This window comes from Streptomyces sp. Ag82_O1-12 (genome assembly GCF_900182715.1).
Taxonomy (GTDB): domain Bacteria; phylum Actinomycetota; class Actinomycetes; order Streptomycetales; family Streptomycetaceae; genus Streptomyces; species Streptomyces massasporeus.
Genome location: NZ_FXUW01000001.1, coordinates 6091187 through 6117009, shown reverse-complemented (window position 1 = coordinate 6117009; position 25823 = coordinate 6091187). Strand labels below are relative to the sequence as shown.

Annotated in this window: 22 protein-coding genes and 5 tRNA genes; 12 read left to right on the top strand and 15 right to left on the bottom strand. The window is 70.2% G+C overall.

Annotation, left to right across the window (positions count from 1 at the left end; translation table 11 throughout):
- Positions 1–32 precede the first annotated feature (32 nt).
- Positions 33–1043, bottom strand: coding sequence for an NAD(P)H-dependent glycerol-3-phosphate dehydrogenase (locus QOL88_RS28160; RefSeq protein WP_097220955.1), 1011 nt, complete (start codon positions 1041–1043; stop codon positions 33–35).
- Positions 1040–1825 carry a lysophospholipid acyltransferase family protein gene (locus tag QOL88_RS28155; protein ID WP_097220953.1) on the bottom strand — a complete coding sequence of 262 codons (786 nt, stop codon included), beginning with the start codon at positions 1823–1825 and terminating at the stop codon, positions 1040–1042. The genes QOL88_RS28160 and QOL88_RS28155 overlap by 4 nt, the downstream gene beginning before the upstream one ends.
- A 158-nt stretch (positions 1826–1983) precedes the next feature.
- On the opposite strand from QOL88_RS28155, the gene cofC reads away from it, so the two are divergent.
- On the top strand, positions 1984–2622 hold the full coding sequence (gene cofC, locus QOL88_RS28150; RefSeq protein ID WP_097220951.1) for a 2-phospho-L-lactate guanylyltransferase: 639 nt from the start codon (positions 1984–1986) through the stop codon (positions 2620–2622).
- 9 nt (positions 2623–2631) lie between these two features.
- Entirely contained in the window at positions 2632–2835 is a 204-nt protein-coding gene (locus tag QOL88_RS28145) for a hypothetical protein (protein ID WP_031138097.1), read from the top strand.
- 71 nt (positions 2836–2906) lie between these two features.
- Here the strand turns inward: QOL88_RS28145 and QOL88_RS28140 are convergent, their stop codons facing one another.
- From QOL88_RS28140 to leuC, 4 genes are all read right to left on the bottom strand, one after another.
- A complete protein-coding gene (locus QOL88_RS28140; protein WP_030851950.1) occupies positions 2907–3548 on the bottom strand; it encodes an HU family DNA-binding protein in 642 nt (213 codons plus the stop codon).
- Positions 3549–3685: 137 nt separating this feature from the next.
- Positions 3686–3916: an SCO5555 family protein gene (locus tag QOL88_RS28135; RefSeq protein WP_097220948.1), complete on the bottom strand. Its 231-nt coding sequence runs from the start codon at positions 3914–3916 to the stop codon at positions 3686–3688.
- A 276-nt stretch (positions 3917–4192) separates the two neighbouring features.
- Positions 4193–4786 (bottom strand): 3-isopropylmalate dehydratase small subunit, encoded by a 594-nt coding sequence (gene leuD, locus QOL88_RS28130; RefSeq protein ID WP_097220946.1) that lies wholly within the window; start codon positions 4784–4786, stop codon positions 4193–4195.
- A 6-nt stretch (positions 4787–4792) separates the two neighbouring features.
- Positions 4793–6220 (bottom strand): 3-isopropylmalate dehydratase large subunit, encoded by a 1428-nt coding sequence (gene leuC / locus QOL88_RS28125; RefSeq protein WP_097220944.1) that lies wholly within the window; start codon positions 6218–6220, stop codon positions 4793–4795.
- 195 nt (positions 6221–6415) lie between these two features.
- Between leuC and ndgR the strand changes: the two genes are divergently transcribed.
- Complete coding sequence (ndgR, locus tag QOL88_RS28120; RefSeq protein ID WP_003993203.1) at positions 6416–7132, top strand: IclR family transcriptional regulator NdgR; 717 nt, start codon at positions 6416–6418, stop codon at positions 7130–7132.
- Between the two features lie 189 nt (positions 7133–7321).
- Here ndgR and QOL88_RS28115 read toward each other — a convergent pair.
- The 9 genes from QOL88_RS28115 to QOL88_RS28075 form a co-directional block, all read right to left on the bottom strand.
- Positions 7322–7394 (bottom strand) — tRNA-Glu (locus QOL88_RS28115).
- Positions 7395–7422: 28 nt separating this feature from the next.
- Positions 7423–7494: transfer RNA gene (locus tag QOL88_RS28110), tRNA-Gln, on the bottom strand.
- A gap of 20 nt (positions 7495–7514) precedes the next feature.
- Positions 7515–7587, bottom strand: a tRNA-Glu gene (locus tag QOL88_RS28105).
- Between the two features lie 39 nt (positions 7588–7626).
- Positions 7627–7699, bottom strand: a tRNA-Glu gene (locus tag QOL88_RS28100).
- A 21-nt stretch (positions 7700–7720) separates the two neighbouring features.
- A tRNA-Gln gene (locus tag QOL88_RS28095) sits at positions 7721–7792 on the bottom strand.
- Positions 7793–7880: 88 nt separating this feature from the next.
- Positions 7881–8612 carry an HAD family hydrolase gene (locus QOL88_RS28090; protein WP_097220942.1) on the bottom strand — a complete coding sequence of 244 codons (732 nt, stop codon included), beginning with the start codon at positions 8610–8612 and terminating at the stop codon, positions 7881–7883.
- Positions 8613–8829: 217 nt separating this feature from the next.
- A complete protein-coding gene (gene gltX / locus QOL88_RS28085; protein ID WP_097220941.1) occupies positions 8830–10314 on the bottom strand; it encodes a glutamate--tRNA ligase in 1485 nt (494 codons plus the stop codon).
- Positions 10307–11083 (bottom strand): fumarylacetoacetate hydrolase family protein, encoded by a 777-nt coding sequence (locus QOL88_RS28080; protein WP_031109874.1) that lies wholly within the window; start codon positions 11081–11083, stop codon positions 10307–10309. The genes gltX and QOL88_RS28080 overlap by 8 nt, the downstream gene beginning before the upstream one ends.
- Positions 11084–11255: 172 nt before the next feature.
- Entirely contained in the window at positions 11256–11447 is a 192-nt protein-coding gene (locus QOL88_RS28075) for a hypothetical protein (protein WP_030851933.1), read from the bottom strand.
- Between the two features lie 602 nt (positions 11448–12049).
- On the opposite strand from QOL88_RS28075, the gene QOL88_RS28070 reads away from it, so the two are divergent.
- From QOL88_RS28070 to QOL88_RS28030, 9 genes are all read left to right on the top strand, one after another.
- The gene (locus QOL88_RS28070) at positions 12050–15892 is read left to right on the top strand and encodes a sensor histidine kinase (RefSeq protein WP_097220938.1); all 3843 of its coding nucleotides are present in this window, start codon (positions 12050–12052) and stop codon (positions 15890–15892) included.
- Positions 15893–15901: 9 nt separating this feature from the next.
- Entirely contained in the window at positions 15902–16315 is a 414-nt protein-coding gene (locus tag QOL88_RS28065; protein WP_030231800.1) for a roadblock/LC7 domain-containing protein, read from the top strand.
- A 110-nt stretch (positions 16316–16425) separates the two neighbouring features.
- Positions 16426–16821 carry a DUF742 domain-containing protein gene (locus QOL88_RS28060; RefSeq protein WP_030851927.1) on the top strand — a complete coding sequence of 132 codons (396 nt, stop codon included), beginning with the start codon at positions 16426–16428 and terminating at the stop codon, positions 16819–16821.
- Positions 16802–17377, top strand: a complete 576-nt coding sequence (locus tag QOL88_RS28055) for a GTP-binding protein (RefSeq protein WP_097220936.1) — start codon at positions 16802–16804, stop codon at positions 17375–17377. Before QOL88_RS28060 ends, QOL88_RS28055 begins: the two co-directional genes overlap by 20 nt.
- A 375-nt stretch (positions 17378–17752) precedes the next feature.
- A complete protein-coding gene (locus QOL88_RS28050; RefSeq protein ID WP_179878984.1) occupies positions 17753–21070 on the top strand; it encodes a nitrate- and nitrite sensing domain-containing protein in 3318 nt (1105 codons plus the stop codon).
- Positions 21071–21080: 10 nt separating this feature from the next.
- Positions 21081–21494, top strand: coding sequence for a roadblock/LC7 domain-containing protein (locus QOL88_RS28045; protein WP_003993185.1), 414 nt, complete (start codon positions 21081–21083; stop codon positions 21492–21494).
- A gap of 94 nt (positions 21495–21588) precedes the next feature.
- Positions 21589–22167, top strand: a complete 579-nt coding sequence (locus tag QOL88_RS28040; protein ID WP_097220932.1) for a DUF742 domain-containing protein — start codon at positions 21589–21591, stop codon at positions 22165–22167.
- Entirely contained in the window at positions 22148–22729 is a 582-nt protein-coding gene (locus QOL88_RS28035; RefSeq protein WP_014675207.1) for a GTP-binding protein, read from the top strand. The genes QOL88_RS28040 and QOL88_RS28035 overlap by 20 nt, the downstream gene beginning before the upstream one ends.
- Before the next feature lie 78 nt (positions 22730–22807).
- Positions 22808–25822 carry an NACHT domain-containing protein gene (locus QOL88_RS28030; RefSeq protein WP_097220930.1) on the top strand — a complete coding sequence of 1005 codons (3015 nt, stop codon included), beginning with the start codon at positions 22808–22810 and terminating at the stop codon, positions 25820–25822.
- Position 25823: the final 1 nt, after the last annotated feature.

Genomic DNA, 25823 nt, shown 5'->3' with positions numbered 1-25823 from the left:
GCCACTGGTAAGCGCCGTCGGCCTCGCGTCGCTCAGCGTCGTTCGGGCTTCGCGCTGCGCGACATCAGCTCCTTGAGCGCCACCACCGGGGGCTTGCCCTCGTGCACGATCCCGACGACCGTCTCCGTGATCGGCATGTCGACGCCGTGCCGGCGGGCCAGATCGAGCACCGACTCGCAGGACTTGACGCCCTCGGCGGTCTGCTTGGTGACCGCGATGGTCTCCTGGAGGGTCATGCCCTTGCCGAGGTTGGTGCCGAAGGTGTGGTTGCGCGACAGCGGCGAGGAGCAGGTGGCCACCAGGTCGCCGAGGCCCGCGAGTCCGGAGAAAGTCAGCGGATCGGCGCCGAGCGCCATGCCGAGCCGGGTGGTCTCGGCGAGGCCGCGGGTGATGAGGGAGCCCTTGGCGTTGTCGCCGAGGCCCATGCCGTCCGCGATGCCGACGGCGAGGCCGATGACGTTCTTCACGGCTCCGCCCAGTTCGCAACCCACCACGTCCGTATTGGTGTACGGGCGGAAGTACGGCGTGTGGCAGGCGGCCTGGAGCCGCTGGGCGACGACCTCGTCGGTGCAGGCGACCACGGCCGCGGCCGGCATCCGCGCGGCGATCTCCCGGGCCAGATTGGGCCCCGTCACCACGGCGATCCGGTCCGGGCCGACCTTGGCGACGTCGTCGATGACCTCGCTCATCCGCATCGCGGAGCCGAGTTCCACGCCCTTCATCAGCGACACCAGGACCGTGTCCGGGGCCAGCAGCGGGCTCCACTCGGCGAGGTTGCCGCGCAGGGTCTGCGAGGGCACCGACAGGACCGTGAAGTCGGCGTCCGCGGCGGCCTCGGCGGGATCGGCGGTGGCCCGTACGTTCTCCGGGAGCTCGACGCCCGGGAAGTAGTCGGGATTGGTCCGCGTGGAGTTGATCGCCTCCACGACCTCGGGGCGGCGCGCCCACAGGGTGACCTCGCACCCCGCGTCGGCGAGCACCATGCCGAAGGCGGTACCCCACGAACCGGCGCTCAGGACCGCCGCCTTGACCGGCTTGCTCACTTGCCCAGCCCCTCTTCCTGCACGGTCTGTCCGGACTTCTGGTGCGTCTGCGTCTGGGTGCGGCGCCGCTGCTCGATCCGCTCCCTGCGCGGGTCGTACGGCGTCTCCGGCGCCTTCTCGCCGCGGATCAGCTCCAGCTGTTCGGTGACGGCGGCCATGATGACCTCCGTGGCCTCCTTCAGCAGCTCCGCGGTCATGTCCCGGTCGTAGAACCGCGCGAGGTCCACGGGCGGCCCGGCGAGCACGCGGTGCGTCTTGCGCGGCAGCAGATGCGGCTTCTTCGCGTACGGCGGCAGCAACTCGTTGCAGCCCCACTGCGCGACGGGGATCACCGGGCACTTGGTCTGCAGGGCGACGCGTGCGGCCCCGGTCTTGCCGGTCATGGGCCAGCCGTCCGGGTCGCGGGTGAGGGTGCCCTCGGGATAGAAGGCGACACATTCCCCCCGGTCCACGGCGTCGATCGCGGCCCGGAAGGCGCTCAGCGCGTCCGTGCTCTCGCGGTAGACGGGGATCTGCCCGGTGCCCCGCATCGCGGCTCCGACGAATCCCTTCTTGAAAAGCCCGCTCTTCGCGAGGAATCGCGGGACGCGCCCGGTGTTGTACTGAAAGTGCGCGTAAGCGAAGGGATCGATGTGCGAATTGTGGTTCACCGCGGTGATAAATCCACCCTCTGCCGGAATGTGCTCCATTCCACGCCAGTCCCGCCTGAGCAGAACCACCAGCGGCGGTTTGCAGATCACCGCGGCGAAGCGGTACCAGAAGCCGATTCTGCGGCGGGGCACGCGGACACCTTCCTCTTGGGCCTGAAGCCGGGGCCACGGGGGGCCGCACAAGTGTCGCCCCAGGCCGCCGGTCTGTCGAGAACACCGTACGCCCCGGCACGCCACCCGCCCGAGGCCCCGGGTGACAATGAGCGCGACAAGAGGAGGACGGAACACCCGTGCAGTGGACCCTGGTCGTACCCCTGAAGCCCCTGGCCCGGGCCAAGAGCAGGCTTGCGGACACCGCGGACGACGGGCTGCGGCCGGACCTGGCCCTGGCCTTCGCCCAGGACACGGTGACGGCCGCGCTGGCCTGCCCGGCGGTAGGGGATGTGGCAGTCGTCACGGACGACGCCCGGGCGGGCCGGGAGCTGGCCGCACTGGGCGCCGCGATCATCGCCGACGAACCGGGCGGCGGCCTCAACGCCGCCCTCGCACACGCGACGCGGGTCGTACGGTCCGCGCGCCCGGCCCGGGCGGTGGCCGCACTCAACGCCGATCTGCCGGCCCTGCGCCCCGCGGAATTGTCCCGGGTACTCGATGCCGCCGCCGAATTCCCGCGCGCATTTCTCCCGGACTCCGCCGCAATCGGCACGACCTTGCTGGCCGCCACCCCGGGCCGCGAATTGCGCCCGGCCTTCGGCACGGATTCCCGGGCCCGGCACCGCGCCTCCGGGGCGGTGGAACTGCCCCTGACCGCGGTGGATTCCGTTCGCCAGGACGTGGACACCGGAGATGACCTGCGCAGCGCGCTGGCCCTGGGGGTCGGCCCTCATACGGCCGCGGCCGCCGCGCGGTTGCTGATTCCCGGGCAGTAGGCTGCGGCCATGCAGGCGACCGCGTACACGTACGACCCCGAAAGCCGCAGCGGGCAGGTGCTCCTGGACGACGGCACCCCGGTGCCCTTCGACGCGGCCGCGTTCGACGCGGGGGGCCTCAGGCTGCTGCGCCCGGGCCAGCGGGTCCGCATCGAGGTGGAGGGCGCGAAGGACGCGCTCCGGATCACCCTGGTGACCCTGCAGACCCTCTGATCAGGGGCTGAACACGCCGCGGGCCGGACTCCGTGCGGAGTCCGGCCCGGCGCGTGAGTACCCCAGCGCCCTTACTTCTTGCGGGCGGTGGTCTTCTTGGCGGTGGTCTTGCGCGCCGTCGACTTCTTGGCGGGCGCCTTCTTGGCCGTGGCCTTCTTCGCCGGGGCCTTCTTCGCGGTCGTCTTCTTCGCGGCGGTGGTCTTCGACGTCGCCGTGGTCTTCTTGGCGGGCGCCTTCTTCGCCGTGGTCTTCTTCGCGGCCGCGGTCTTGGTGGTGGCCTTCTTCGCCGTGGTCTTCTTGGCGGTGGTCTTCTTCGCGGCGGCCGACTTCGTGGTCGCCTTCTTCGCGGCGGCCTTCTTGACCGTCGCGCCGGCACCGCCGGTCAGGCTGCCTTTGGGCGCCTTCTTGACGGAGACCTCGCCGCCACGCGGGAGCTTCTTCGAGCCGCTGACCAGGTCCTTGAAGCCCTGACCGGCGCGGAAGCGCGGAACGGAGGTCTTCTTGACCCGAACCCGCTCGCCCGTCTGGGGGTTACGGGCGTACCGGGCCGGGCGGTCGACCTTCTCGAACGAACCGAAGCCGGTGACCGAGACCCGCTCACCCGAGACGACCGCGCGGACGATGGCGTCCAGTACATGGTCGACAGCGTCGGCGGCCTGCTGACGGCCGCCCATCTTGTCGGCAATCGCTTCTACGAGCTGCGCCTTGTTCACGTCTTCCCCTTCGGAGACATCGCCAGAACGAAAGTGTTCAAGCTTTTTCGCACGTTAGGCAGATATATACCGCAAATCAAACACGAAACGGGCTTATCACCCTTGTGCCGCAACGAACTCGACAGGTGTCGAAGGGTTCAGCGTTCCTCGTCGGGGAGACGTCCCTCGTCGAGGTCCGCGGTGAACCGCTCCAGCCGTCTTGCCGCGTCGGCGAGATCGTGTTTGGCCGCGGCCGTAATGACCAGCAGCTTCCGGGTCAGCGCCATCCGTACGCCCTCCGGGACTTGCAGTGCGCGCACTCTTGTGTGCGCTTCCTTGAGTTGGTCCGCGACTGCCGCATAGAGCTCGAGTTGGCCGTCGTGTCCCATGCACAGATTGTGCCATCTGGGGCGAGTTGTCGCCTGCGCAGGGGACAACTGCCGCCTCCGACGGCCCTCCCAGCACCTGTGGAAGTCACGGCTGTACCCCTCGCGTACCCCGGCAACCACCTGCTTAACGTGGGAAGTTGGCAGCTGAACAGCGGGTGGGCAGGGCCGTTCGGGTGCAGACACGGCTGTACCCCCGATCGGGCTGATCGGGGGTACAGAGGGGGTGTTGCGGTGGCCGAAAGTCGCCTTGTTCTCAGGCGGCCGGTCGTGCCCGGGTCAGACCGGGAGCGTCCGCGGCTTGAACGTGGGGCGCTTCGCCTCGTACGCGGAGATGTCCGCCTCGTTCTGCAGGGTGATCGAGATGTCGTCGAGGCCGTTCAGCAGCCGCCAGCGGGAGTTCTCGTCCAGCTCGAAGGAGGCGGTGACGCCCTCGGCGCGCACCTCGCGGCTCTCCAGGTCGACGGTGACCTCGGCCTGCGGGTCCTTCTCGGTGAGCTCCCACAGCGCGTCCACGGTCTCCTGCTCCAGTACCACCGTGAGCAGGCCGTTCTTGAGCGAGTTGCCGCGGAAGATGTCGGCGAAGCGGGACGAGATCACGGCCTTGAAGCCGTAGTTCTGCAGCGCCCAGACGGCGTGCTCACGGGAGGAGCCGGTGCCGAAGTCGGGGCCGGCGACCAGGACGGTCGCGCCCTGCCGCTCGCTCTGGTTGAGCACGAACGTCTCGTCCTTGCGCCAGGCCTCGAACAGCCCGTCCTCGAACCCGTCGCGCGTGACCTTCTTGAGCCAGTGGGCGGGGATGATCTGGTCGGTGTCGACGTTGCTGCGGCGCAGCGGGACGGCCCGGCCGGTGTGGGTGGTGAAGGCTTCCATGGCTGATCAGACTCCAGCGGGCGTGGGGGCGTCGGCGGACAGGTCGGCCGGGGAGGCCAGGTGGCCCAGGACGGCGGTGGCGGCCGCGACCTGCGGGGAGACCAGGTGGGTGCGGCCACCCTTGCCCTGCCGGCCCTCGAAGTTGCGGTTGGAGGTGGACGCGGAGCGCTCACCCGGGGCCAGCTGGTCGGGGTTCATGCCCAGACACATCGAGCAGCCCGCGTGCCGCCACTCGGCGCCGGCCTCCTTGAAGACCACGTCCAGACCCTCGGAGACGGCCTGCAGACCGACCCGCGCGGAGCCCGGGACGACCAGCATCCGTACGCCGTCGGCGACTTTGCGGCCCTTGACGAGCTCGGCGGCGGCGCGCAGGTCCTCGATGCGGCCGTTGGTGCAGGAGCCTACGAAGACGGTGTCCACCTTGATGGAGCGCAGCGGCTGACCGGCCTCCAACCCCATGTACTCCAGGGCCTTTTCGGCGGCGAAGCGCTCCGAAGCGTCTTCGTACGAAGCGGGGTCGGGGACGGACGCCGAAAGCGGTGCGCCCTGGCCCGGGTTGGTGCCCCAGGTGACGAACGGCGCCAGCTCGGCGGCGTCGATGACGACCTCGGCGTCGAACTCGGCGTCGTCGTCCGTCCTGAGCGTCTTCCAGTACGCGACGGCGGCGTCCCACTCCTCGCCCTCGGGGGCGTGCGGGCGGCCCTCGAGGTAGGCGAAGGTGGTCTCGTCCGGGGCGATCATGCCCGCGCGGGCGCCGGCCTCGATCGACATGTTGCAGATGGTCATGCGGGCTTCCATCGAGAGCTTCTCGATGGCCTCGCCGCGGTACTCCAGGACGTAGCCCTGGCCGCCGCCGGTGCCGATCTTCGCGATGATCGCCAGGATCAGGTCCTTGGCGGTGACGCCGTCGGGCAGTTCACCGTCGACCGTGATCGCCATGGTCTTCGGGCGGGACATCGGCAGCGTCTGGGTGGCCAGCACGTGCTCCACCTGGGAGGTGCCGATGCCGAACGCCAGCGCGCCGAAGGCGCCGTGCGTGGAGGTGTGGGAGTCACCGCACACGACGGTGGTGCCCGGCTGGGTCAGGCCCAGCTGCGGGCCCACGACGTGCACGACACCCTGCTCGACGTCGCCCAGCGGGTGCAGGCGCACCCCGAAGTCGGCGGCGTTCTTGCGCAGCGTCTCCAGCTGCACCCGCGAGACCGGGTCCGCGATGGGCTTGTCGATGTCGAGGGTCGGGGTGTTGTGGTCCTCGGTGGCGATGGTGAGGTCCAGACGCCGCACGGTCCGGCCGGTCTTGCGCAGACCGTCGAACGCCTGCGGGCTGGTCACCTCGTGCAGCAGGTGCAGATCGATGAAGAGAAGGTCGGGCTCGCCCTCCGCGCGCCGGACGACGTGGTCGTCCCAGACTTTCTCCGCGAGTGTCCTACCCATCGCTGTTCCCTCCGGCCGACGACGATCCGCCGACCCAACTAGAGATCTTGAGGAGGCGGTGCCCGTACCCCTGATCCCGGGCACGCACCACCAGGCCCTTATGTCACGGGCCGTTGTGACTTCGTGATTCCAGGGTGGCGCGTTCCACGGAAATTTGAACTTGCGTTTCACAGAGTGAGACGCAAGTATCGTTTCATGGACAACAGTAGCGGCGTCGGCGTTCTGGACAAGGCGGCCCTCGTCCTGAGCGCTCTGGAGTCCGGTCCGGCCACCCTCGCGGGTCTGGTCGGTGCTACCGGACTGGCACGACCCACGGCCCACCGCCTGGCCGTGGCCCTGGAACACCACCGCATGGTGGCGCGCGACATGCAGGGCCGTTTCATTCTCGGCCCACGCCTGGCAGAGCTTGCCGCGGCCGCGGGTGAGGACCGCCTCCTCGCCACCGCCGGCCCGGTGCTCACGCACCTTCGTGACATCACGGGCGAGAGCGCGCAGCTCTATCGCCGCCAGGGCGACATGCGCATCTGCGTCGCCGCGGCGGAGCGTCTGTCCGGACTGCGGGACACCGTCCCGGTCGGTTCGACGCTCACGATGAAGGCCGGCTCCTCGGCGCAGATCCTGATGGCCTGGGAGGAGCCGGAGCGGCTGCACCGCGGTTTGCAGGGGGCGCGCTTCACGGCGACGGCGCTGTCGGGTGTGCGCCGGCGGGGCTGGGCGCAGTCGATCGGTGAGCGGGAGCCGGGCGTCGCGTCCGTGTCCGCGCCGGTGCGGGGGCCGTCGAACCGTGTGGTTGCCGCGGTGTCCGTGTCCGGGCCGATCGAGCGGTTGACGCGTCACCCGGGGCGTATGCATGCGCAGGCTGTGATCGATGCGGCGGGGCGTCTCTCCGAGGCGCTGCGGCGCACCGGCTGAGCGACGGAGCGTTTCGGGGGAGGCCGGCCTCAACGCCGCGGCAGGCCTTCCCGATCACGCGCCACGGTGCACGGACGGTTTGATCGTCGCGTACGGGCCGATAGGGGTTGCTCGCGCAGTTCCCGCGCCCCGACAGGGGGCAAGCACGCATGAGGCCCCTCACCGAAGTGAGGGGCCTCATGTGCTGTGTACCCCCGACCGGATTCGAACCGGCGCTACCGCCTTGAGAGGGCGGCGTGCTAGGCCGCTACACAACGGGGGCATGGAGCCTGCGTTTCCGCAGGTCCGAGCTGGTCTACCTGGACTCGAACCAAGACTAACTGAACCAGAATCAGTCGTGCTGCCAATTACACCATAGACCAATGTGGTTTAGACCAGTCAGTACCCCCGACCGGATTCGAACCGGCGCTACCGCCTTGAGAGGGCGGCGTGCTAGGCCGCTACACAACGGGGGCCCTAGCAGTCCCGAGATGATCGTCAATCGCTCGGAACAGTACCCCCGACCGGATTCGAACCGGCGCTACTGCCTTGAGAGGGCAGCGTGCTAGGCCGCTACACAACGGGGGCGATGCAGATGAGCTCTGCGAGCTGGCCTACCTGGACTCGAACCAAGACTAACTGAACCAGAATCAGTCGTGCTGCCAATTACACCATAGGCCACTGGAACGCAAGCCCCGGAGGGATCTTGTTCTAGTAGTGCGCCTGGGGTTCCGGCCTTCCGGCCCGCTCCCGCGGCGCAGGAAGAACATTACCCGAAGGTGGACGGGGCTCCAAAACGAGTATCCGAGCCCAGCAGGGACGGCAGTTCGGCGAGGGAGGCGATGCGGTGCGGCCCGACGGGCGGGTCGATCGTGGCGTACAGACCGCCTCGGTCGATCCACACCGACAGCAGTCCGGCGTCGGCGGCGCCCCGCCCGTCGATCTCCGGGTGGTCGCCGACGTAGGCGACCTGGTGCGGCGGCAGTCCGAGGAACTCGCAGGCCGCGAGGAACGCCCCGGCCTCCGGCTTGGAGATGCCGAGCTCGGCCGCGCACAGGATGGTCTCGAAGCGGTCGTGGAGGCCGAGGGCGCGCAGTTTGCGGTCCTGGACGTGCAGGCTGGAGTTGGAGAGCACGGCGTGCCGGTGGCTGGCGGAGAGGGCGTCGAGGACGGGCAGGACGTCCGGGAAGAGGGCCCAGACCGCCTCGTAGTGGGTGACGTACCGCTGGAACCACGCGTCGGCCTCGGCGTCGGTGAGGTCCCGGTCCAGGAACACCCGTACGCGGTCGCGCCGCTGGTCCTGGAAGGTGGCCTCGCCTGCCGAGAAGCGGGCCCATTGCAGGTGGGTGATCTCCCGCCATTGGTCGATGGCCTGCTCGACGCTGTCGTAGCGGTCGAGCAGGCCCTCGGCCGTGAGGTGGGCGCGCATGCCGAGGCGGTCGGCGGTGGTGTAGTCGAAGAGGGTGTCGTCGACGTCCCAGACCACGGCTTGGATGCTCATGTTCCGACCGTACCCACCACGGAATGCTCTCAGCCCAGGGTCCTGGTGCCGGAGAGCGGGAGGTCCGGGCCCTCCCGTGGAACTGCCGGTCAGCGTGCGGACGATCTTGCCCGAGGCGTTCGAGGGTCAGGGTGGTGAACTCCGGGTCACGGGTGGGCGGACACGGCGAGGGCGGCGCCCGAACCGGACGCCGCCCTCGCGGTGTGATGCCGTGCGCCTACGCGGCCAGCTTCGCCAGCGCCGCGTCGATCCGGGCCAGGGTGGTCTCCTTGCCCAGGACCTCCAGGGACTCGAACAGCGGCAGACCGACCGTGCGGCCGGTGACGGCGACGCGGACGGGGGCCTGGGCCTTGCCGAGCTTGAGGCCGTGAGCCTCACCGGCGGCCAGGACGGCCTCCTTCAGCGACTCGGCGGAGGTCCAGTCGGCGGCCTCCAGCTTCTCGCGGGCCGTGCGCAGCAGGGCGTCCGAGCCCTCCTTCATCGCCTTGGTCCAGGAGGCCTCGTCCTCGGCCGGCTCCGCCAGGAACAGGAAGTCGACGTTGTCGGTGATCTCGGAGAGGACCTTGAGGCGGGTCTGCGCGTGCGGCGCGATGGCCTGCCACTTCGCCTCGTCGAAGGCCTCCGGGGCCCAGGGGGCGAACGGCGCCTGGAGCCAGGGGCGGCAGCGCTCGGTGAAGTCCTTCACGTCCAGCAGGCGGATGTGGTCGCCGTTGATGGCCTCGCACTTCTTCAGGTCGAAGCGGGCCGGGTTGGGCTGCACGTCGGAGATCTCGAACGCCGCGACCATCTCGGCGACCGAGAAGACGTCCTGGTCGGCCGAGAGGGACCAGCCGAGGAGGGAGAGGTAGTTGAGCAGGCCCTCGGGGAGGAAGCCGCGCTCCCGGTAGAGGTTGAGGGAGGACTGCGGGTCACGCTTGGAGAGCTTCTTGTTGCCCTCGCCCATCACGTACGGCAGGTGGCCGAAGGACGGGATCTCCTTGGCGACGCCCAGCTCGATCAGCGCCTTGTACAGGGCGATCTGGCGCGGGGTGGAGGAGAGCAGGTCCTCGCCGCGCAGGACGTGGGTGATCTCCATCAGGGCGTCGTCGACCGGGTTGACCAGCGTGTACAGCGGGGCGCCGTTGGCGCGGACGATGCCGTAGTCCGGGACGTTCTCCGGGGTGAACGTCAGCTCGCCGCGGACCAGGTCGGTGAAGGTGATCGTCTCGTCGGGCATCCGGAAGCGGACGATCGGCTCGCGGCCCTGGGCCTGGTACTCCTCGACCTGGGCGGCGGTCAGCTCGCGGCAGTGACCGTCGTAGCCGGAGGGCTTGCCGGCGGCGCGGGCGGCCTCGCGGCGGGTGTCCAGCTCGTCCTGGGAGCAGTAGCAGCGGTAGGCGTGACCGGCGTCGAGCAGCTTCTGCGCGACCTCCTTGTAGAGGTCCATGCGCTGCGACTGGCGGTACGGCGCGTGCGGGCCGCCGACCTCGGGGCCCTCGTCCCAGTCGAAGCCCAGCCAGCGCATCGAGTCGAGCAGCTGGGTGTACGACTCCTCGGAGTCGCGGGCCGCGTCGGTGTCCTCGATGCGGAAGACCAGGGTGCCCTGGTGGTGCTTGGCGAACGCCCAGTTGAACAGGGCGGTGCGGACCAGGCCCACGTGGGGGTTACCGGTGGGCGAGGGACAGAAACGGACGCGTACTGGAGTGCCGGATGCGCTAGCCACGCTTGACAACCTTGTTGGTGAGAGTGCCGATGCCTTCGATGGTGACGGCGACCTCGTCGCCGACGTTCAGGGGGCCGACCCCAGCCGGGGTGCCCGTGAGGATCACGTCGCCGGGGAGCAGCGTCATGGCCTCGGAGATGTTGACGATCAGGTCCTCGACGGAGTGGATCATCTCGCTGGTCCGGCCCAGCTGACGCTGCTGGCCGTTGACGGTGAGCTGGATGGTGAGGTCGCTCGCGTCGAGGTCCGTCTCCACCCAGGGGCCGAGCGGGCAGGAGCTGTCGAAGCCCTTGGCCCGGGCCCACTGCTTCTCGCGCCGCTGCACGTCGCGGGCGGTGATGTCGTTGGCGCAGGTGTAGCCGAAGATCACGTCCTTGACGCGCTCGCGCGGGACCTCACGGCACATCCGGCCGATCACCACGGCCAGCTCGGCCTCGTGGTGCACCTCCTCGGAGAAGGAGGGGTACTGGATCTCGTCGCCGGGGCCGATCACCGAGGTGGACGGCTTGAAGAAGGCGAAGGGGGCGTCGGGGACCTCGTTGCCCAGCTCCTTCGCGTGCTCGGCGTAGTTGCGGCCGAAGGCGACGACCTTGTTGGGGAGCACCGGCGGCAGCAGCCTGACCTTGCTCACGGGCACCTTGGTGCCGGAGAGCTCGAAGTCCGCGAACGGGATGCCCTTGATGATGTCCAGGACGAGTTCGTCCTGCTTGTCGCCCTCGATGGCGCCGAAGGCGACGTTCCCGTCGATGGAGAACCTGGCGATGCGCACGGGATGCTTGGCCCCTTGACTGAACGGCTGGAGTCTGACGGTCCAGGCTAACGCGGGGAGGTGTCCCCGCCCCGCGCATTATGAAGGGGCGCCCCGCCGCGGGGGGCGCCCCTGGAAAATCCGTGTCCCGCCGCCATGAGCATCCGGCGGCCGGCACGCGTACTTGCTGGTGTCACTCCGCGGCCGCGGCGGCCGCGACGGGGATCTCCATGAGGATGGTGCGCTTGGGGTTTGCGGTCTGGGCCGGCAGGTCGACGGGGTGCTCCGGCTGCTCCGGCGTCCGCAGTTCGTCGGCGTCTTCCAGGTGTGCCAGCGTCGTGCGTCGCGGGTTGGCGATCTTGTGGAACATCGTCGTCGTCTTCACTGTTTACTTGACCCTGTCCTGTGGAGGGCGCCGGCCGGGGTGTGAACCCCCGTACGGGCGCGGGTTGTCGGTTGTGCCATCGATGTAAAGCGTCAGGCTAAACATCCGATTCCCCGGCCCGGTCGCGCAGGGGCCATGATCAGCGTGTGAGTTTCCTCACGAATCAGAGGGCGAAACGGTCAATCCGGACTCACACCCCACCCCAACGAAACGGACATTGGCGCACTGAAGCCATCATTCCGCTGCTGATCATGGCGACTGGGACACCCGGCCCGACTCGTCGACTCGCGGGATTTCGCCCGAAATGGGCGAACTCGCTTTCTACGACCGGTGATCCGGCCCTCACGTGGTGTCACCTACATCACGGCTCGGCCTACGGGCCTTGTTGGAGATCCTGTGCTGTGCTGGAATCTCACGGACCGCCGCAGGATCGACCCGGCGCACAGGGGGCGCACAGACGCGCCGAGCGGCGGTGCGAAAGGGGAGCCAGCGCCGGTCACTCACGACCACCACGGGGGCGTTTTTCAGGGCGTCCCCAGAACGCCGACACCGTGCCCCGCCGTTCAGGCGACGGGGTGCCTGGTCCAGAGGTTGCGACGCTAGTGCAGGGACGTTTCAAGAGGGATGGCAGCGCTTCGGCGGAGCCGGAGCCGCGCGGCGGGACTGGCCCCATGAATGGCGGCTCCTCGCCCCAGCACGCCCAGAACCAGGGCCCTGCCGGTGACGGCGGCGAGCGCTCCGGGCCGACCGCTTCCGGTTCCGCGAGCCCGTCCAAGGGCCTGAAGCCGCCGACGGGCCCGGTGGGCCCCGGTCCGCGAATAGCCCTGCGGAACTGGCGCATCTCCACCCGCCTGGTGTCGCTGCTCGCGCTCCCGGTGGTCGCGGCCACGTCGCTGGGCGCGCTGCGCATCAACGACTCCATGGACAACATCCAGCAGCTGGACAACATGAAGCTGCTGACGGATCTGACCAAGCAGGCCACCGAGCTGTCGGCCGCGCTCCAGGAGGAGCGCGACCAGTCGGCCGGCCCGCTCGCGCACGGCGGCAAGGCCACGGACTTCACGGTCAAGGGACTTCGCGAGAAGACCGACCGGGCGAGGAAGAACTTCCTCGACAGCTCCGAGGCGATCGACAGCACCAGCAAGGACGGCAACCTCAAGGGCGTCCGCGAGTACCTCGTGCAGCTCGCCGGCGAGCTGGGCGACCTGGAGCAGATCCGCAAGGGCGCCTACGCCTCCGAGGACAACTCCACGCAGACGATCGAGGCGTACCACCGTCTGATCGAGAACCTGATCGACCTCTCCCAGGACATGGCCGAGGCGACCAGCAACCCGGACATGATCCAGCGCACGCGTGCGCTCGCGGCGTTCTCCTCCGCCAAGGAGTACTCCTCGATCCAGCGCGCGGCCCTCGCGGCGGCACTGCCCGCGAGCAACACCACGACCGGCAAGCTCTCGCCCAACGACCGGCTCTACGCCGAGTCCGCCCTGGAGAGCCAGAACTCCGAGATCCGCAGCTTCAAGAGCATCTACGGCGAGGACTCCGCCGCCGAGCTGCTCAAGCCGATCGAGGACGGCGGCAACTCGACGATCAAGGCGACCGACACCTACGCGGGTCGCGCCCTGGTCTCCGCGAGCGGTCTCGCCCAGCAGGACAAGCGGTCCTACCGCGACTGGCTGGACGACAGCTCCACCAAGATCCAGCAGATGAAGAACATCGAGCACACGCTGCTCGAGGAGATGGAGCAGAAGGCCCGCGAGCTGCGCAGCGCCACCGAGCGCGACGCGATCATCTCCGGTGCCCTGATCCTCATCGTGCTCGGTGTGTCGCTGGTCGGCGCCTTCGTCGTGGCGCGGTCCATGATCCGCTCGCTGCGCCGCCTGGAGGACACCGCGACCAAGGTCGCCTCCGACCGTCTGCCCGAGCTGGTCAAGCAGCTGTCCGAGTCCGACCCGCAGGACGTCGACACGTCCGTGGAGTCGGTCGGCGTGCACTCCCGGGACGAGATCGGCCGAGTGGCCGCGGCCTTCGACGACGTGCACCGCGAGGCGGTCCGCCTCGCCGCCGAGCAGGCCCTGCTGCGGGGCAACGTCAACGCGATGTTCACCAACCTCTCGCGCCGCTCCCAGGGTCTGATCCAGCGCCAGCTGTCGCTGATCTCCGAGCTGGAGTCCCGCGAGGCCGACCCGGACCAGCTGTCCTCGCTGTTCAAGCTCGACCACCTCGCGACGCGCATGCGCCGTAACGGTGAGAACCTCCTCGTCCTCGCGGGTGAGGAGCCCGGCCGCCGCTGGACCCGTCCGGTGCCGCTGGTCGACGTGCTCCGCGCCGCCGCGTCCGAGGTGGAGCAGTACGAGCGCATCGAGCTGGCCTCGGTGCCGACCACCGAAGTGGCCGGCCGCGTGGTCAACGACCTCGTGCACCTGCTCGCCGAGCTGCTGGAGAACGCGACGTCGTTCTCCTCGCCGCAGACCAAGGTCAAGGTCACCGGTCACGCGCTGCCCGACGGCCGTGTGCTGATCGAGATCCACGACACCGGTATCGGCCTGTCGCCGGAGGACCTGGCGGCGATCAACGAGCGGCTCGCCTCTCCCCCGACGGTGGACGTCTCCGTCTCCCGCCGCATGGGTCTGTTCGTGGTCGGCCGGCTGTCCCAGCGGCACGGCATCCGCATCCAGCTGCGCCCGTCCGACTCCGGTGGTACGACCGCGCTGGTCATGCTGCCCGTCGACGTCGCCCAGGGCGGCCGCAAGCCCCAGCCCAAGCAGCCCGGTCAGCCGCCGGTCGGTGGCGGCGGTCCCGCCGCCGCGCAGGCCGCCGCCGGTGCGGCCGCGGCCCGGCGTGCCGCCGGTGCCGGCCAGGGCGCCGGTGCCCTCGGGGCCGGCGCGTCCGGTGGTGCCTTCGGTGGCGGTGCTCTCGGGGCCGGTGCCTCCGGCGGTGGCCGGCTCGGTCCCGGTCAGAGCCCGCGGGCCGCGCTGCCCGGACGGGACGCGGACGGTGGCCGTCCGGGAGCGCCCGGCGGTGCGCGCGGACCGCAGGGTCCCGGCCCGTCGCCGTTCGAGCAGGGCGGCCCCTCGCAGGGCCGTCCGGCTCAGGGCGGTGCCGGTGCGTTCGGTCAGCAGGCGCCGGGCGCCCCGCAGGGCCAGCAGGCGCCGGGCGCCCCGCAGGGTCTGCAGGCCGCAGGCACCAACGGGCCGCAGGGCCAGGACGCCTTCGGCGGTGGCCGGAGCCGGAAGAAGCAGGGCGGCAACGCCGAGCAGGGCGAGGGCCGCAGGCCGCAGCTGCCGCCGCGCGGTGGTCCGCGGGCCGAGCTGCCCGGCGGCGACGCCCAGCCGCGCGTGCCGAGCTGGAGCGACGAGAACGCTCAGCCGCCGGTGCCGCGCGCCTCGCTGGACGCCCCTCGCGGCCACGAGGAGCCGGACGTCTCCCGCACCTCGTCCCTCCCGCGCGTCGACGACCGGCAGGGCCCGGGCGCGACGACCGAGATGCCGGCCGTGCCGCGTGACGACCGGCAGGGTCTCGGCTCGCCGGCCGACTTCGGCGCCGCTCAGCAGGCGGACCCGTTCGGCCCCGGCGCGAACGCTCCGCAGGGCCAGGGCCCGTTCGTCCGCCCGGACGTCTTCGGCACCCCGGGCGGCCGCCCGGACCCGTCGTCCACGTCGGGCCAGTACCCGGCGCAGCAGTCCTACGACAACGGCACCACGGGTCAGTACCCGGCCCCGCAGTCCTACGACAACGGCTCGACCGGCCAGTACCCGGCTCCGCGCCAGGACAACGGCTCCACGGGCCAGTACCCGGCGCCCCGCCAGGACAACGGCTCCGGGCGGCCCACCCTCCCCGGTCCGGCCACGCAGGCCGACCCGGCGGGCACGGGCCAGTTCGAGCGGCCGCAGCCCAACGGTGGCCGGGGCCCGGCCGACTTCGGTGCCCCGCGTCCGCCCGCCCCGCAGACCCGCCCGGTCCGGCAGGAGCCCGAGGCCCTGCCGCCGGCGTCCGGTCCCGGCGACGGTCGTACGCCGCTGTACGACACGCTGGAGACCAACTGGTTCCACGGCCAGCAGGAGCAGCAGCAGCCGCCGCAGAACAACGGCTCCGCTCCGGCCGCCCCGCAGCAGCCGCAGGGACCCACCGGTCCGCAGCGGTCCGCCCCCGCCGGCTGGCGTACCTCGCCGAACGACGATCTCGTCCGCCAGGCCGAGCGAGTCCGCCAGCCCGCCGCGGGTGGTGTCACCACCTCCGGCCTGCCGCGCCGGGTGCCCCGGGCGAACCTCGTCCCGGGCACGGCTCAGCAGCAAACCCACCAGAGCGGTCCGCAGATCTCGCGTGCGCCCGATGACGTGCGCGGCCGGCTGACCAATCTCCGTCGGGGAATCGCACAGGGTCGTCAGGCCGGGTCCACCCAGACCGGCAGCCACCCACGGCCCACTCACCAGCAGGAGCGTTAGTTGAGTCCGATGAGCCAGGCGGCACAGAATCTCAACTGGTTGATCACCAACTTCGTGGACAACACCCCCGGGGTGTCCCACACCGTCGTCGTGTCCGCCGACGGTCTCCTCCTGGCGCTGTCCGAGGGCTTCCCGCGCGACCGCGCCGACCAGCTCGCGGCCGTCGCCTCGGGCCTGACGTCGCTGACGGCAGGCGCCTCCCGGATCTTCGAGGGCGGTGACGTGGCGCAGACGGTCGTGGAGATGGAGCGGGGGTTCCTCTTCCTGATGTCCGTCTCGGACGGCTCGTCCCTGGCCGTACTGGCGCACCCCGAGTGCGACATCGGCCTCGTCGGCTACGAGATGGCGCTCCTGGTCGACCGCGCGGGCGCGGTCCTCACCCCGGACCTGCGAGCTGAGCTCCAAGGCAGTCTGCTCCACTGATCGGCCCCGGCACCACCCGTCTCACCACATCACCGTCCGGCCGCCACACACCCCACACAGGCCCCGTCAGACGGCTTGCTGACCGACTTGCTGTCCCGCCCGGAGGACCCATGACCCCGCCCACCGCCTCTCATGATCCGTACGCGGAGCCGTACGAGGACGAGGGCGACCAGCCGCTGGTACGGCCGTACGCCATGACCGGTGGCCGGACCCGGCCGCGCTACCAGCTGGCCATCGAGGCACTGATCAGCACGACCGCGGACCCCGCCGCGCTGATGGGACTGCTCCCGGAGCACCAGCGGATCTGCCACCTGTGCCGTGAGGTGAAGTCGGTGGCCGAGGTCTCGGCGCTGCTCAACATGCCGCTGGGTGTGGCCCGGATCCTGGTCGCGGACCTCGCCGAGGCCGGTCTCGTCGCGATCCACCAGCCGGGCGGCGACGACGCCACCGGCGCACCGGACGTGACACTGCTCGAAAGGGTGCTCAGTGGACTTCGCAAGCTCTGACGCGGGGCGGTCCACCACCTCCGCGAAGATAGTGGTGGCCGGCGGCTTCGGCGTGGGCAAGACCACGTTCGTGGGTGCCGTCTCGGAAATCAACCCGCTGCGCACCGAGGCCGTGATGACGTCCGCTTCGGCCGGCATCGACGACCTCACCCACACCGGGGACAAGACCACCACCACGGTGGCCATGGACTTCGGCCGTATCACCCTGGACCAGGACCTGATCCTGTACCTCTTCGGTACGCCCGGTCAGGACCGCTTCTGGTTCATGTGGGACGACCTGGTGCGCGGCGCCATCGGCGCGGTGGTGCTCGTGGACACCCGGCGCCTGGCCGACTGCTTCCCGGCCGTCGACTACTTCGAGAACTCGGGTCTGCCGTTCGTCGTCGCGCTGAACGGCTTCGACGGGCAGCAGCCCTACCAGCCCGAAGAGGTGCGCGAGGCGCTGCAGATCGGGCCGGACACCCCGATCATCACCACCGACGCCCGGCACCGGTCCGACGCGAAGAGTGCCCTGATCACGCTGGTCGAGCACGCTTTGATGGCACGGCTGAGGTAGCACCCAATTCAGAAGTGCCATACGGCAGTTGTCGTAGATACACCGGAGCCGACTGTGTCCTTTGACACGGTCGGCCAAGGTGTTCATAACGTTTCGGCAGAGGAATCGAGTGGTACGGCCACTCGTCGCGCACATCCGGTCTCGCTGCGCTCACAATCGCCCCGCCTTTTGGCGGGGCTCGCTCTTTATGACCGTTTTATCTGGGGCTTACATCATGTCGATTCCCCGCCTCGGACTGTTTGGAAGAGCGCAGGTCGTCGTGCTGGAATGCCTGAACTGCCCAATAGTCAATGACGTACTCGTCCATCGAGTCGTGTTGGGCTCTGAACACTGCGGCACAACGTTGGTGCCGACCGCCGAGAGGTTGTTGGTCGAGTGAGGCGAAGCAAGAACAGTCCCGAGCCGTCGGCCCGGGGCAACTTCACCCCGCCGCCGCGCACAGCGGCGCCCGCCCCCGTGCCCGGTTCGGAACCGTCGGCCGCGCCCGCCGAGAGCGGCGGCCGTCTCTCCCCGCGCAACTGGCGCGTGGCGACCCGGCTCAACGCGATCCTGCTCATACCCGTGGTGGTCGGCCTCGTCATGGGCGGCTTCCAGGTGAAGAGCTCGATCGACACCTGGCAGGAGGCCGAGGACGCGGAGAACACCGCGCGCCTGGTCCGCGCCTCGCTGCTCTACGCCAACGCCCTCTACATCGAACGTGACGCCTCGGCCGCGCCTCTGCTGAAGGGCAGCGCCCAGAACGCCCAGGACAAGGCGACCGTCACCCAGGTCCGCAAGGCCACCGACGAGGCGGCCGACGCCTTCGACGCCGCGGCGCAGAACATGCCGGCCAAGCCCGGCCTGGAGCGCCGGCTGGATCTCTTCCGCAAGGCGGAGCCCAAGCTGGCCACCCTGCGCCAGGTCGCCTACACCTCCAAGCTCAAGGGCGTCCAGACCGAAGAGGGCTACGTCGAGATCGCCCACCCGCTGACGGAGTTCGCCAACGAGCTCGGCCTCGGCACCGGCAACATCACCAGCTACGGCCGGACCGTGTACGCCATCGAGCTGACCAAGGCGGCCCTGTCGCTGCAGCGGTCCATCGGCATGCACATCCTGGTCAAGCCGGGCCCTGACGACGGCAACCTCGCCAGCCAGCGCATCGCCCTCTCCTCGTACGCCTACCTCGAGCGCATCGCCGTGCAGGAGTACATCGGCGGTGGCACCCAGCAGGACGCGGACAAGCTCAAGACCGCCGAGGCCAAGATCAAGGCCGACGGTGCCGCGATGGCCCGTGAGGCCAAGGGCAAGAACCCGGACTACGTGCCGCCGCCCGCCAACCCGACGACGATGATCTCGGCCGTGGCGACGTTGCCGAGCACGGACCCGAGCGCCCGTGCCGCACTCGCCGAGAAGGGCGTCACCGCCGAGAACTGGTGGGCGGTCAACACCCTCAAGTTCAACGCGTACGAGAAGATCGAGACGGACATGGCCGACAAGGCCGTGAGCGAAGCGTCCGACATCGCCGACGACGCCCAGCGTGACGCGTACATCACCGGTGCCGCCGTCGTGGTCGCCCTGCTCCTGGCGTTCATCCTGGCCGGCGCGGTCGCCCGCCAGATGAGCCGCTCGATGCGCCAGCTGCGCAACGCCGCCTTCGGCATCGCCGAGCAGCGTCTGCCGATGCTGGTCGACCAGCTCTCCCGCACCGACCCCGGCCGCGTCGACACCCGTGTCCAGGCCATCCCGATCTCCACCACGGACGAGATCGGCGAAGTCGCCCGCGCCTTCGACCAGGTCCACCGCGAGGCCGTCCGGCTCGCCGCCGAGCAGGCCCTGCTGCGGGGCAACATCAACGCGATCTTCACCAACCTCTCGCGCCGCAACCAGTCGCTGATCGAGGGCCAGCTGACCCTGATCACCGACCTGGAGAACAACGAGGCCGACCCGGACCAGCTGGAGAACCTCTTCAAGCTGGACCACCTGGCGACCCGTATGCGCCGCAACGGCGAGAACCTCCTGGTCCTCGCCGGCGAGGAGCCCGGCCGCCGCTGGGACCAGCCGGTCCCGCTGGTCGACGTGCTGCGCGCCGCCTCCTCCGAGGTGGAGCAGTACGAGCGCATCGAGCTCTCCGGCGTGCCGGAGGCCGAGATCCACGGCCGCGCCGTGACCGACCTCGTGCACCTGCTCGCCGAGCTGCTGGAGAACGCGACGACGTTCTCCTCCCCGCAGACCAAGGTGCGCGTGACCGCGACCCGTCTCCCCGACGGCCGCGTGATGGTCGAGATCCACGACAAGGGCATCGGCCTGACCGCCGAGGACTTCGCGGACATCAACCACAAGCTGGCCAACCCGCCGACCGTGGACGCCGCGATCTCGCAGCGCATGGGCCTCTTCGTGGTCGGCCGGCTGTCCGACCGGCACGGCATCCGCGTCCAGCTGCGCCCCTCGGGCGAGCAGGCCGGCACCACCTCGCTGGTCATGCTGCCGGACGCGATCACCCACGGTGGTGGTGGCGAGCAGCACGTGGACCGCGACGAGTTCACCGTCTCGCAGATCATCCCGGAGCAGAACTTCGGCGGCGGCGGCGAGAACTTCAACCAGCAGCCCATGCGCACGGCCGCGGAGCTCGGCTTCGACGACAGCCGCTACTCCGACGTCCCCGACGACATACGCGAGCTGGACCCCGTCGGCCGCTCCCTGATGCGCGAGGAGCGCCGGGCGGCCCTGGAGGCCCAGTCGCACGAGCAGCCCGCTCTGCCCGGTCAGAGCGGCCCGCAGCACGACCAGGCGACCGGGTACCGCGACGGGTACAACGGGCAGCAGGGCTACGACGCCGGACAGGCCTACGACACCGGCCAGAACGGCTACCCGGAGCAGCAGCAGTCCGCGTACGACCGTCAGGCGCCGTACGAGCAGCAGCAGCCCTCGTACGACGAGCAGCGGCACACGGCGTACGAGGAGCCGCAGCGCTCCGCGTACGACGAGCAGTACTACGCGCCCAACGGCGGTCTGCCGCAGAACGACACCTTCTCGCCGAACGGCGGCTACCCGGAGCCCTCCTATGCGGAGCCGGCCCAGGAGGAGCCCTCGGCACCGAACTCGGGCGGGCAGAGCGGTTTCGCCGCGTTCGAGCAGCGGCGTCACCAGGATGACTGGCCGCAGCAGGACGGTTACCAGAACGGCTACCCGAGCCAGTACCCTTCTCAGGCCCCGGAAACGGAATCTGCGCAGGCCGCTGACGCGAGTGAGCAGGACCGCGTAGGCTTCGACCGTCCGGGACCGACCCAGTCCGCCGCCCCGTCGCTCACCGACGCCGGGCTTCCCCGCCGCGGAGCCACCGCGAGCGGTGCGAACGGCACGGGAGGCGCGCGGCACATGAGCCAGGAGCCTCCGGCCTCCACCCCGGAGAGCAACGGCGACAGCGACTGGCGCTCGGCCAACGACGAGCGGTGGCAGCAGGCCTCGCAGCTCCGGAAGCCGAAGGCCGGCGGGGTCACCTCCTCCGGTCTGCCGAGGCGGGTACCCAAGGCCAACCTGATCGAGGGTGCCGCCGAGAACACCCCCCAGGGAGGCCCCCAGGTCTCCCGTGCTCCGGAGGACGTCCGGGGCAGGCTGAGCAACCTGCGTCGGGGCGTCCAGCGCGGACGCAGCGCAGGCAGTGAAACGAACGGCCAGGGCTTCGGTCCTGACAGCACCTACAACCAGGAGCGTTAGTGTGAGCCCGATGAGCCAGGCGGCACAGAACCTGAACTGGTTGATCACCAACTTCGTGGACAACACCCCGGGGGTGTCCCACACGGTGGTGGTCTCCGCCGACGGACTCCTTCTGGCGATGTCCGAAGGGTTCCCCCGCGACCGCGCCGACCAGCTCGCGGCCGTCGCCTCCGGTCTGACGTCTCTGACGGCAGGCGCCTCCCGGATCTTCGAGGGAGGCGCGGTGAACCAGACGGTTGTGGAGATGGAGCGGGGATTCCTCTTCATCATGTCCGTATCCGACGGCTCCTCGCTCGCCGTCCTCGCACATCCGGAGGCGGACATCGGCCTCATCGGGTACGAGATGGCACTGCTGGTCGACCGAGCCGGTACGGTCCTGACACCGGACCTTCGTGCAGAGCTCCAGGGGAGCCTGCTCAACTAACAGACGGACGGTGCGTTTTGGCGTCCCGTGGCCGTAAGGTTTCGGGACGCGGCTCCACAGCGATGGGTGCCAGGCACAGTCGGAGGAGGAGAAAGTGGCAACACCCCCAGGCGGTTCGTCTTCGGGCAACTGGTCGTACGGCCCTGCCCAGGGCCAGGGCGACGGTGGTCAGAACCCGAACCGTTACAACTTCCCCTCCGCACCGAGCCACCGGCAGCCGTACGCGCCGCAGGGCCCCGGCCCTTCGCCGTACGACCAGCCGCCGGCCCCGCGCATCCAGCCCGTGCAGCCGCAACGCCGCACCCCCGAGCCGTCGCCCGCCGGGGGGTCGAACAACCCGCTGGTGCGTCCGTACGCCATGACCGGCGGCCGGACCCGCCCGCGCTACCAGCTCGCCATCGAGGCGCTGGTGCACACCACTGCGCAGCCGCACCAGATGCAGGGCCAGTTGCCCGAGCATCAGCGGATCTGCAACCTCTGCCGGGAAATCAAGTCGGTCGCCGAGATCTCGGCGCTCCTCACGATCCCTCTCGGCGTGGCCAGGATCCTCGTCGCCGACTTGGCGGAGGCGGGACTGGTCGCCATCCATCAGCCCGGCGGCGACGAGAACGCCGGCGGCCAGCCAGACGTGACACTGCTCGAAAGGGTGCTCAGTGGACTTCGCAAGCTCTAGCGGAGGGCCTTCCCGCTCCACCACGTCCGCGAAGATCGTGGTGGCTGGCGGCTTCGGCGTGGGCAAGACCACGTTCGTGGGTGCCGTCTCGGAGATCAACCCGCTGCGCACCGAGGCCGTGATGACGTCCGCTTCGGCCGGCATCGACGACCTCACCCACACCGGGGACAAGACCACCACCACGGTGGCCATGGACTTCGGCCGTATCACCCTGGACCAGGACCTGATCCTGTACCTCTTCGGTACGCCCGGTCAGGACCGCTTCTGGTTCATGTGGGACGACCTGGTGCGCGGCGCCATCGGCGCGATCGTGCTGGTCGACACGAGGAGGCTCGCCGACTGCTTCCCCGCCGTCGACTACTTCGAGAACTCGGGCCTGCCGTTCGTGATCGCGCTGAACGGCTTCGACGGCCAGCAGCCGTACACGCCGGACGAGGTCCGGGAAGCCCTCCAGATCGGGCCGGACACCCCGATCATCACCACCGACGCCCGCCACCGGGCCGACGCGAAGTCGGCGCTGATCACGCTGGTGGAGCACGCTCTGATGGCGCGCCTGCGGTAATCGCCCCGTGCGCCTTGCGGCCCCCGTTCCTCCTGTGGGAGGAGTGGGGGCCGCAGTGTTGTCCTGGGAGGGGGCGCGGTGAGCGCGGAGGCAGCGGCATTACGGCTGGGCACGACCGTGGCGAAGACGGCGGCCGACATCTGGCTGGGCGGCAGACGGCGGCAGCAGGAGCGGCAGCTGTCGCTGACGGAGCTGGTGCGGCTGCGGGTGCCCGGGCTACGGCTCCAGCGGAGCGTGGAGCGGCAGTTCGGGCAGATCACCGACGCCGTGTTCGACCGGCTGGAGCCGTATCTGGAACACGAGTTCCGCGGGCTGGACGAGGCCGGGCGGCAGGCCGTGATCGACGCGGTGTGCGACACGTTCGCGCGGGCGGACCTGTCGGACGAGGCCGTGTTCGCGGCGGACGCCCAACCGGCGGAGCTGATCCGGCGTCTCACCGGCTCGGTGCCCGCCCCGGTGGGGCTGAGTGAGGCGGAGAGCCGGCTCTACCAGATGCTCTTCGCCGAGTGCGTCGAGTACTACGTACGGATCGTGCGGAGCCTGCCCGTCTTCGAGGAACGGGCGGCGGCCGAACTCCTGGCCCGGACGGCGACGCTCGGCACCGAGGTGGCCCGGCTCCTGGAGCGGCTTCCGGACCGCTCCCTGCTCGCGCCGGAGGGCACGGACCGGGACACGGCGTTCCGGCGCCGGTACCTGGAGCTGATCAGCCGTGACCTGGACGAGGTGGAGCTGTTCCGGCGTACGTCGGACCGGGCGGCGGGTCCACGGGTGCGGTTGTCGGTGGCGTACGTGAGCCTGCGGGCCACCGGCGACGACGGGTCCCGGCATCGGGCCGTCCGCTCCCTGTCACGGCTGCGGCCCGACATGAGCGACTGGGAGGAGACCGGGGGCGAGAGCTCCGGGGTGCGGGTCGAGACCGGGCTCAGCGGTGCCTCGCGGGTGCTGCTGCGCGGCGAGGCGGGTTCGGGCAAGACGACCCTGCTGCGCTGGCTGGCCGTGACGGCCTCGCGGGGTGCCTTCTCCGGGGAGCTGGCCGACTGGAACGGCCTGACGCCCGTCCTGGTCAAGTTGCGGGAGTACAGCGGCCGCACCCCTCCGGCTCCCGACGCGATGCTCGACGGGGTCGCCGGGCCCCTCACCGGCATCATGCCGAAGGGCTGGGTGGAGCGGCAGCTCGACTCGGGCCGGGCCCTGCTGCTGATCGACGGCGTGGACGAGCTTCTCGACCGGGAGCGCCGGGCGGTCCGGGACTGGCTGCGCAAGCTCCTGGTGGCGTACGACGGGGTCCGCGTGGTGGTCACCTCCCGACCGGCGGCAGCCGGCGCGGACTGGCTGCGCGGGGAGGACTTCACCGCGATGCACCTGGACCGCATGAGCCCGCCGGACCTGGCGGCCTTCGTACGGCAGTGGCACCAGGCGGTACGGGAGCTGGGCGAGGACCTGCCGTGTCCCGTGGACGACCTTCCCCTGTACGAGCAGTCCCTGCTGACCAGCCTGAAGGACCGCCCGCACCTCCAGTCGCTGGCGGGCACGCCCCTGCTGGCCGCGATGCTCTGCGCCATGCACCTCAACCGGGGCCGTCAACTGCCGCGCGACCGGATGGAGTTGTATCGGAACGCGCTGCACACCCTGGTCCACGACCGGGATGCCGACCGGAACGTGCCGAGCGCGGTGGACAGCAAACTGAGCCTCAGCGACAAGCTCGTCATCCTGCGGGATCTGGCCTGGCGGCTGTCGGACAACAACCGCAGTGAGATCCCGGTGGAGCAGGCCGCCGTGCACGTCGGCGCGAAGCTGCGGGCGATGCGGCACCTGGACGGCATGGAGGGCGGACAGGTCCTGGACCAGCTGCGCCACCGGTCCGGCATCCTCCGCTCCCCCGCCGAGGCCCGCCTGGACTTCGTGCACCGCACCTTCCAGGAGTACCTCGCCTCGTCGGAGGCGGCCGAGGAGGACCGGATGGGCAACCTCGTCGAGCGGGCTCATCTGGATCTGTGGCGGGAGACGGTCATCATGGCCGCGGGCCACGCGAACGCGCGGCAGCGGGAGGAGCTGCTGGGCGGGATCCTCGACCGGGCGGACCGGGAGCCCAGGCATGCGCGGGTGCTGCGGCTGCTGGCGGCGTCGTGCCAGGAGACGCTGCCGGTGGTCCCCGACGGCTTGGCGGGGCGGCTGGAGGACGCCGTTTCCTGTCTCCTGCCCGCACGACGTCCGACGGATCCGCCCGCGCTGGCGGCGGTGGGGTCGAGCTTGTTGCGGAGGTTGCCTCGGTCTCTGAGCGAGCTGACGGAGAAGGCTGCGGCTCAGACGGTGCGGACGGTGGCGTTGATCGGCGGGGGTGAGGCGCTGGGGTTGTTGGCGCGATATGCGCAGGACACGCGGGAGGGGGTGGTCGAGGCGCTCATCGAGGCGTGGGGGTACTTCGACGCCGACACTTATGCCGACCGGGTCTTGGCGGGCATGCCGCTCAAGGGTCGAAGGGTCGGCATCACCCACTCCGGACAGTGGCGGGCCATCGGCCGTCTGCCCGCCGTAGACACCCTGTGGGTCAGTCACCTCGTCACGGATCTCACGGCCCTCGGCGGGCTGCACCCGCTGGAGGAGCTCACCCTGGTCTCCCTGCACGGCGAGGTCGACGTGTCGCCGCTCGGCGCCCAACTCTCACTGACCGAACTGGGGCTGAACGGCGGGGCGGCGCTGAGGAACATCGATGTCCTGGGGGAGCTCCCTGCTCTGGACACTCTCTACCTCGGGTGCGCGCCGGACCTTCGCGAGCTGCGTCTGGCGCCGACACTGACCTACCTGGGCCTGCTGAACGTCGGTACCTCCCTCGATCTCTCTCCCCTCCAGCACGACCGGATCAGATGGCTGGGGCTGCTCGCCAGGAAGACCTGTCTGCCTCAGGGCGTCGGTGCCCTCTCCGCGCTGACCGGCCTCAGAAGCCTGTTCCTGACGCATATCGACGTGGCCGCCTGGATGGAGGCGGGATCGTTCCCGCCGGCCGACCTGACGTATCTGAACATGAGCGCGTGCACCCTCCCTGACGACCCCACGGCCCTCGACGTCCCCGGCGTTCGCGTCGTCGTCCGCTAGC

Bases quoted from the DNA above. Each gene is read 5' to 3' on its own strand.
- QOL88_RS28060 (WP_030851927.1), top strand. From the start codon at position 16,426: ATGACCCCGCCCACCGCCTCTCATGATCCGTACGCGGAGCCGTACGAG.
- leuC (WP_097220944.1), bottom strand. From the start codon at position 6,220: ATGGGTAGGACACTCGCGGAGAAAGTCTGGGACGACCACGTCGTCCGG.
- QOL88_RS28145 (WP_031138097.1), top strand. From the start codon at position 2,632: ATGCAGGCGACCGCGTACACGTACGACCCCGAAAGCCGCAGCGGGCAG.
- QOL88_RS28090 (WP_097220942.1), bottom strand. From the start codon at position 8,612: ATGAGCATCCAAGCCGTGGTCTGGGACGTCGACGACACCCTCTTCGAC.
- QOL88_RS28135 (WP_097220948.1), bottom strand. From the start codon at position 3,916: ATGGGACACGACGGCCAACTCGAGCTCTATGCGGCAGTCGCGGACCAA.
- QOL88_RS28065 (WP_030231800.1), top strand. From the start codon at position 15,902: ATGAGCCAGGCGGCACAGAATCTCAACTGGTTGATCACCAACTTCGTG.
- QOL88_RS28045 (WP_003993185.1), top strand. From the start codon at position 21,081: ATGAGCCAGGCGGCACAGAACCTGAACTGGTTGATCACCAACTTCGTG.
- leuD (WP_097220946.1), bottom strand. From the start codon at position 4,786: ATGGAAGCCTTCACCACCCACACCGGCCGGGCCGTCCCGCTGCGCCGC.
- ndgR (WP_003993203.1), top strand. From the start codon at position 6,416: ATGGACAACAGTAGCGGCGTCGGCGTTCTGGACAAGGCGGCCCTCGTC.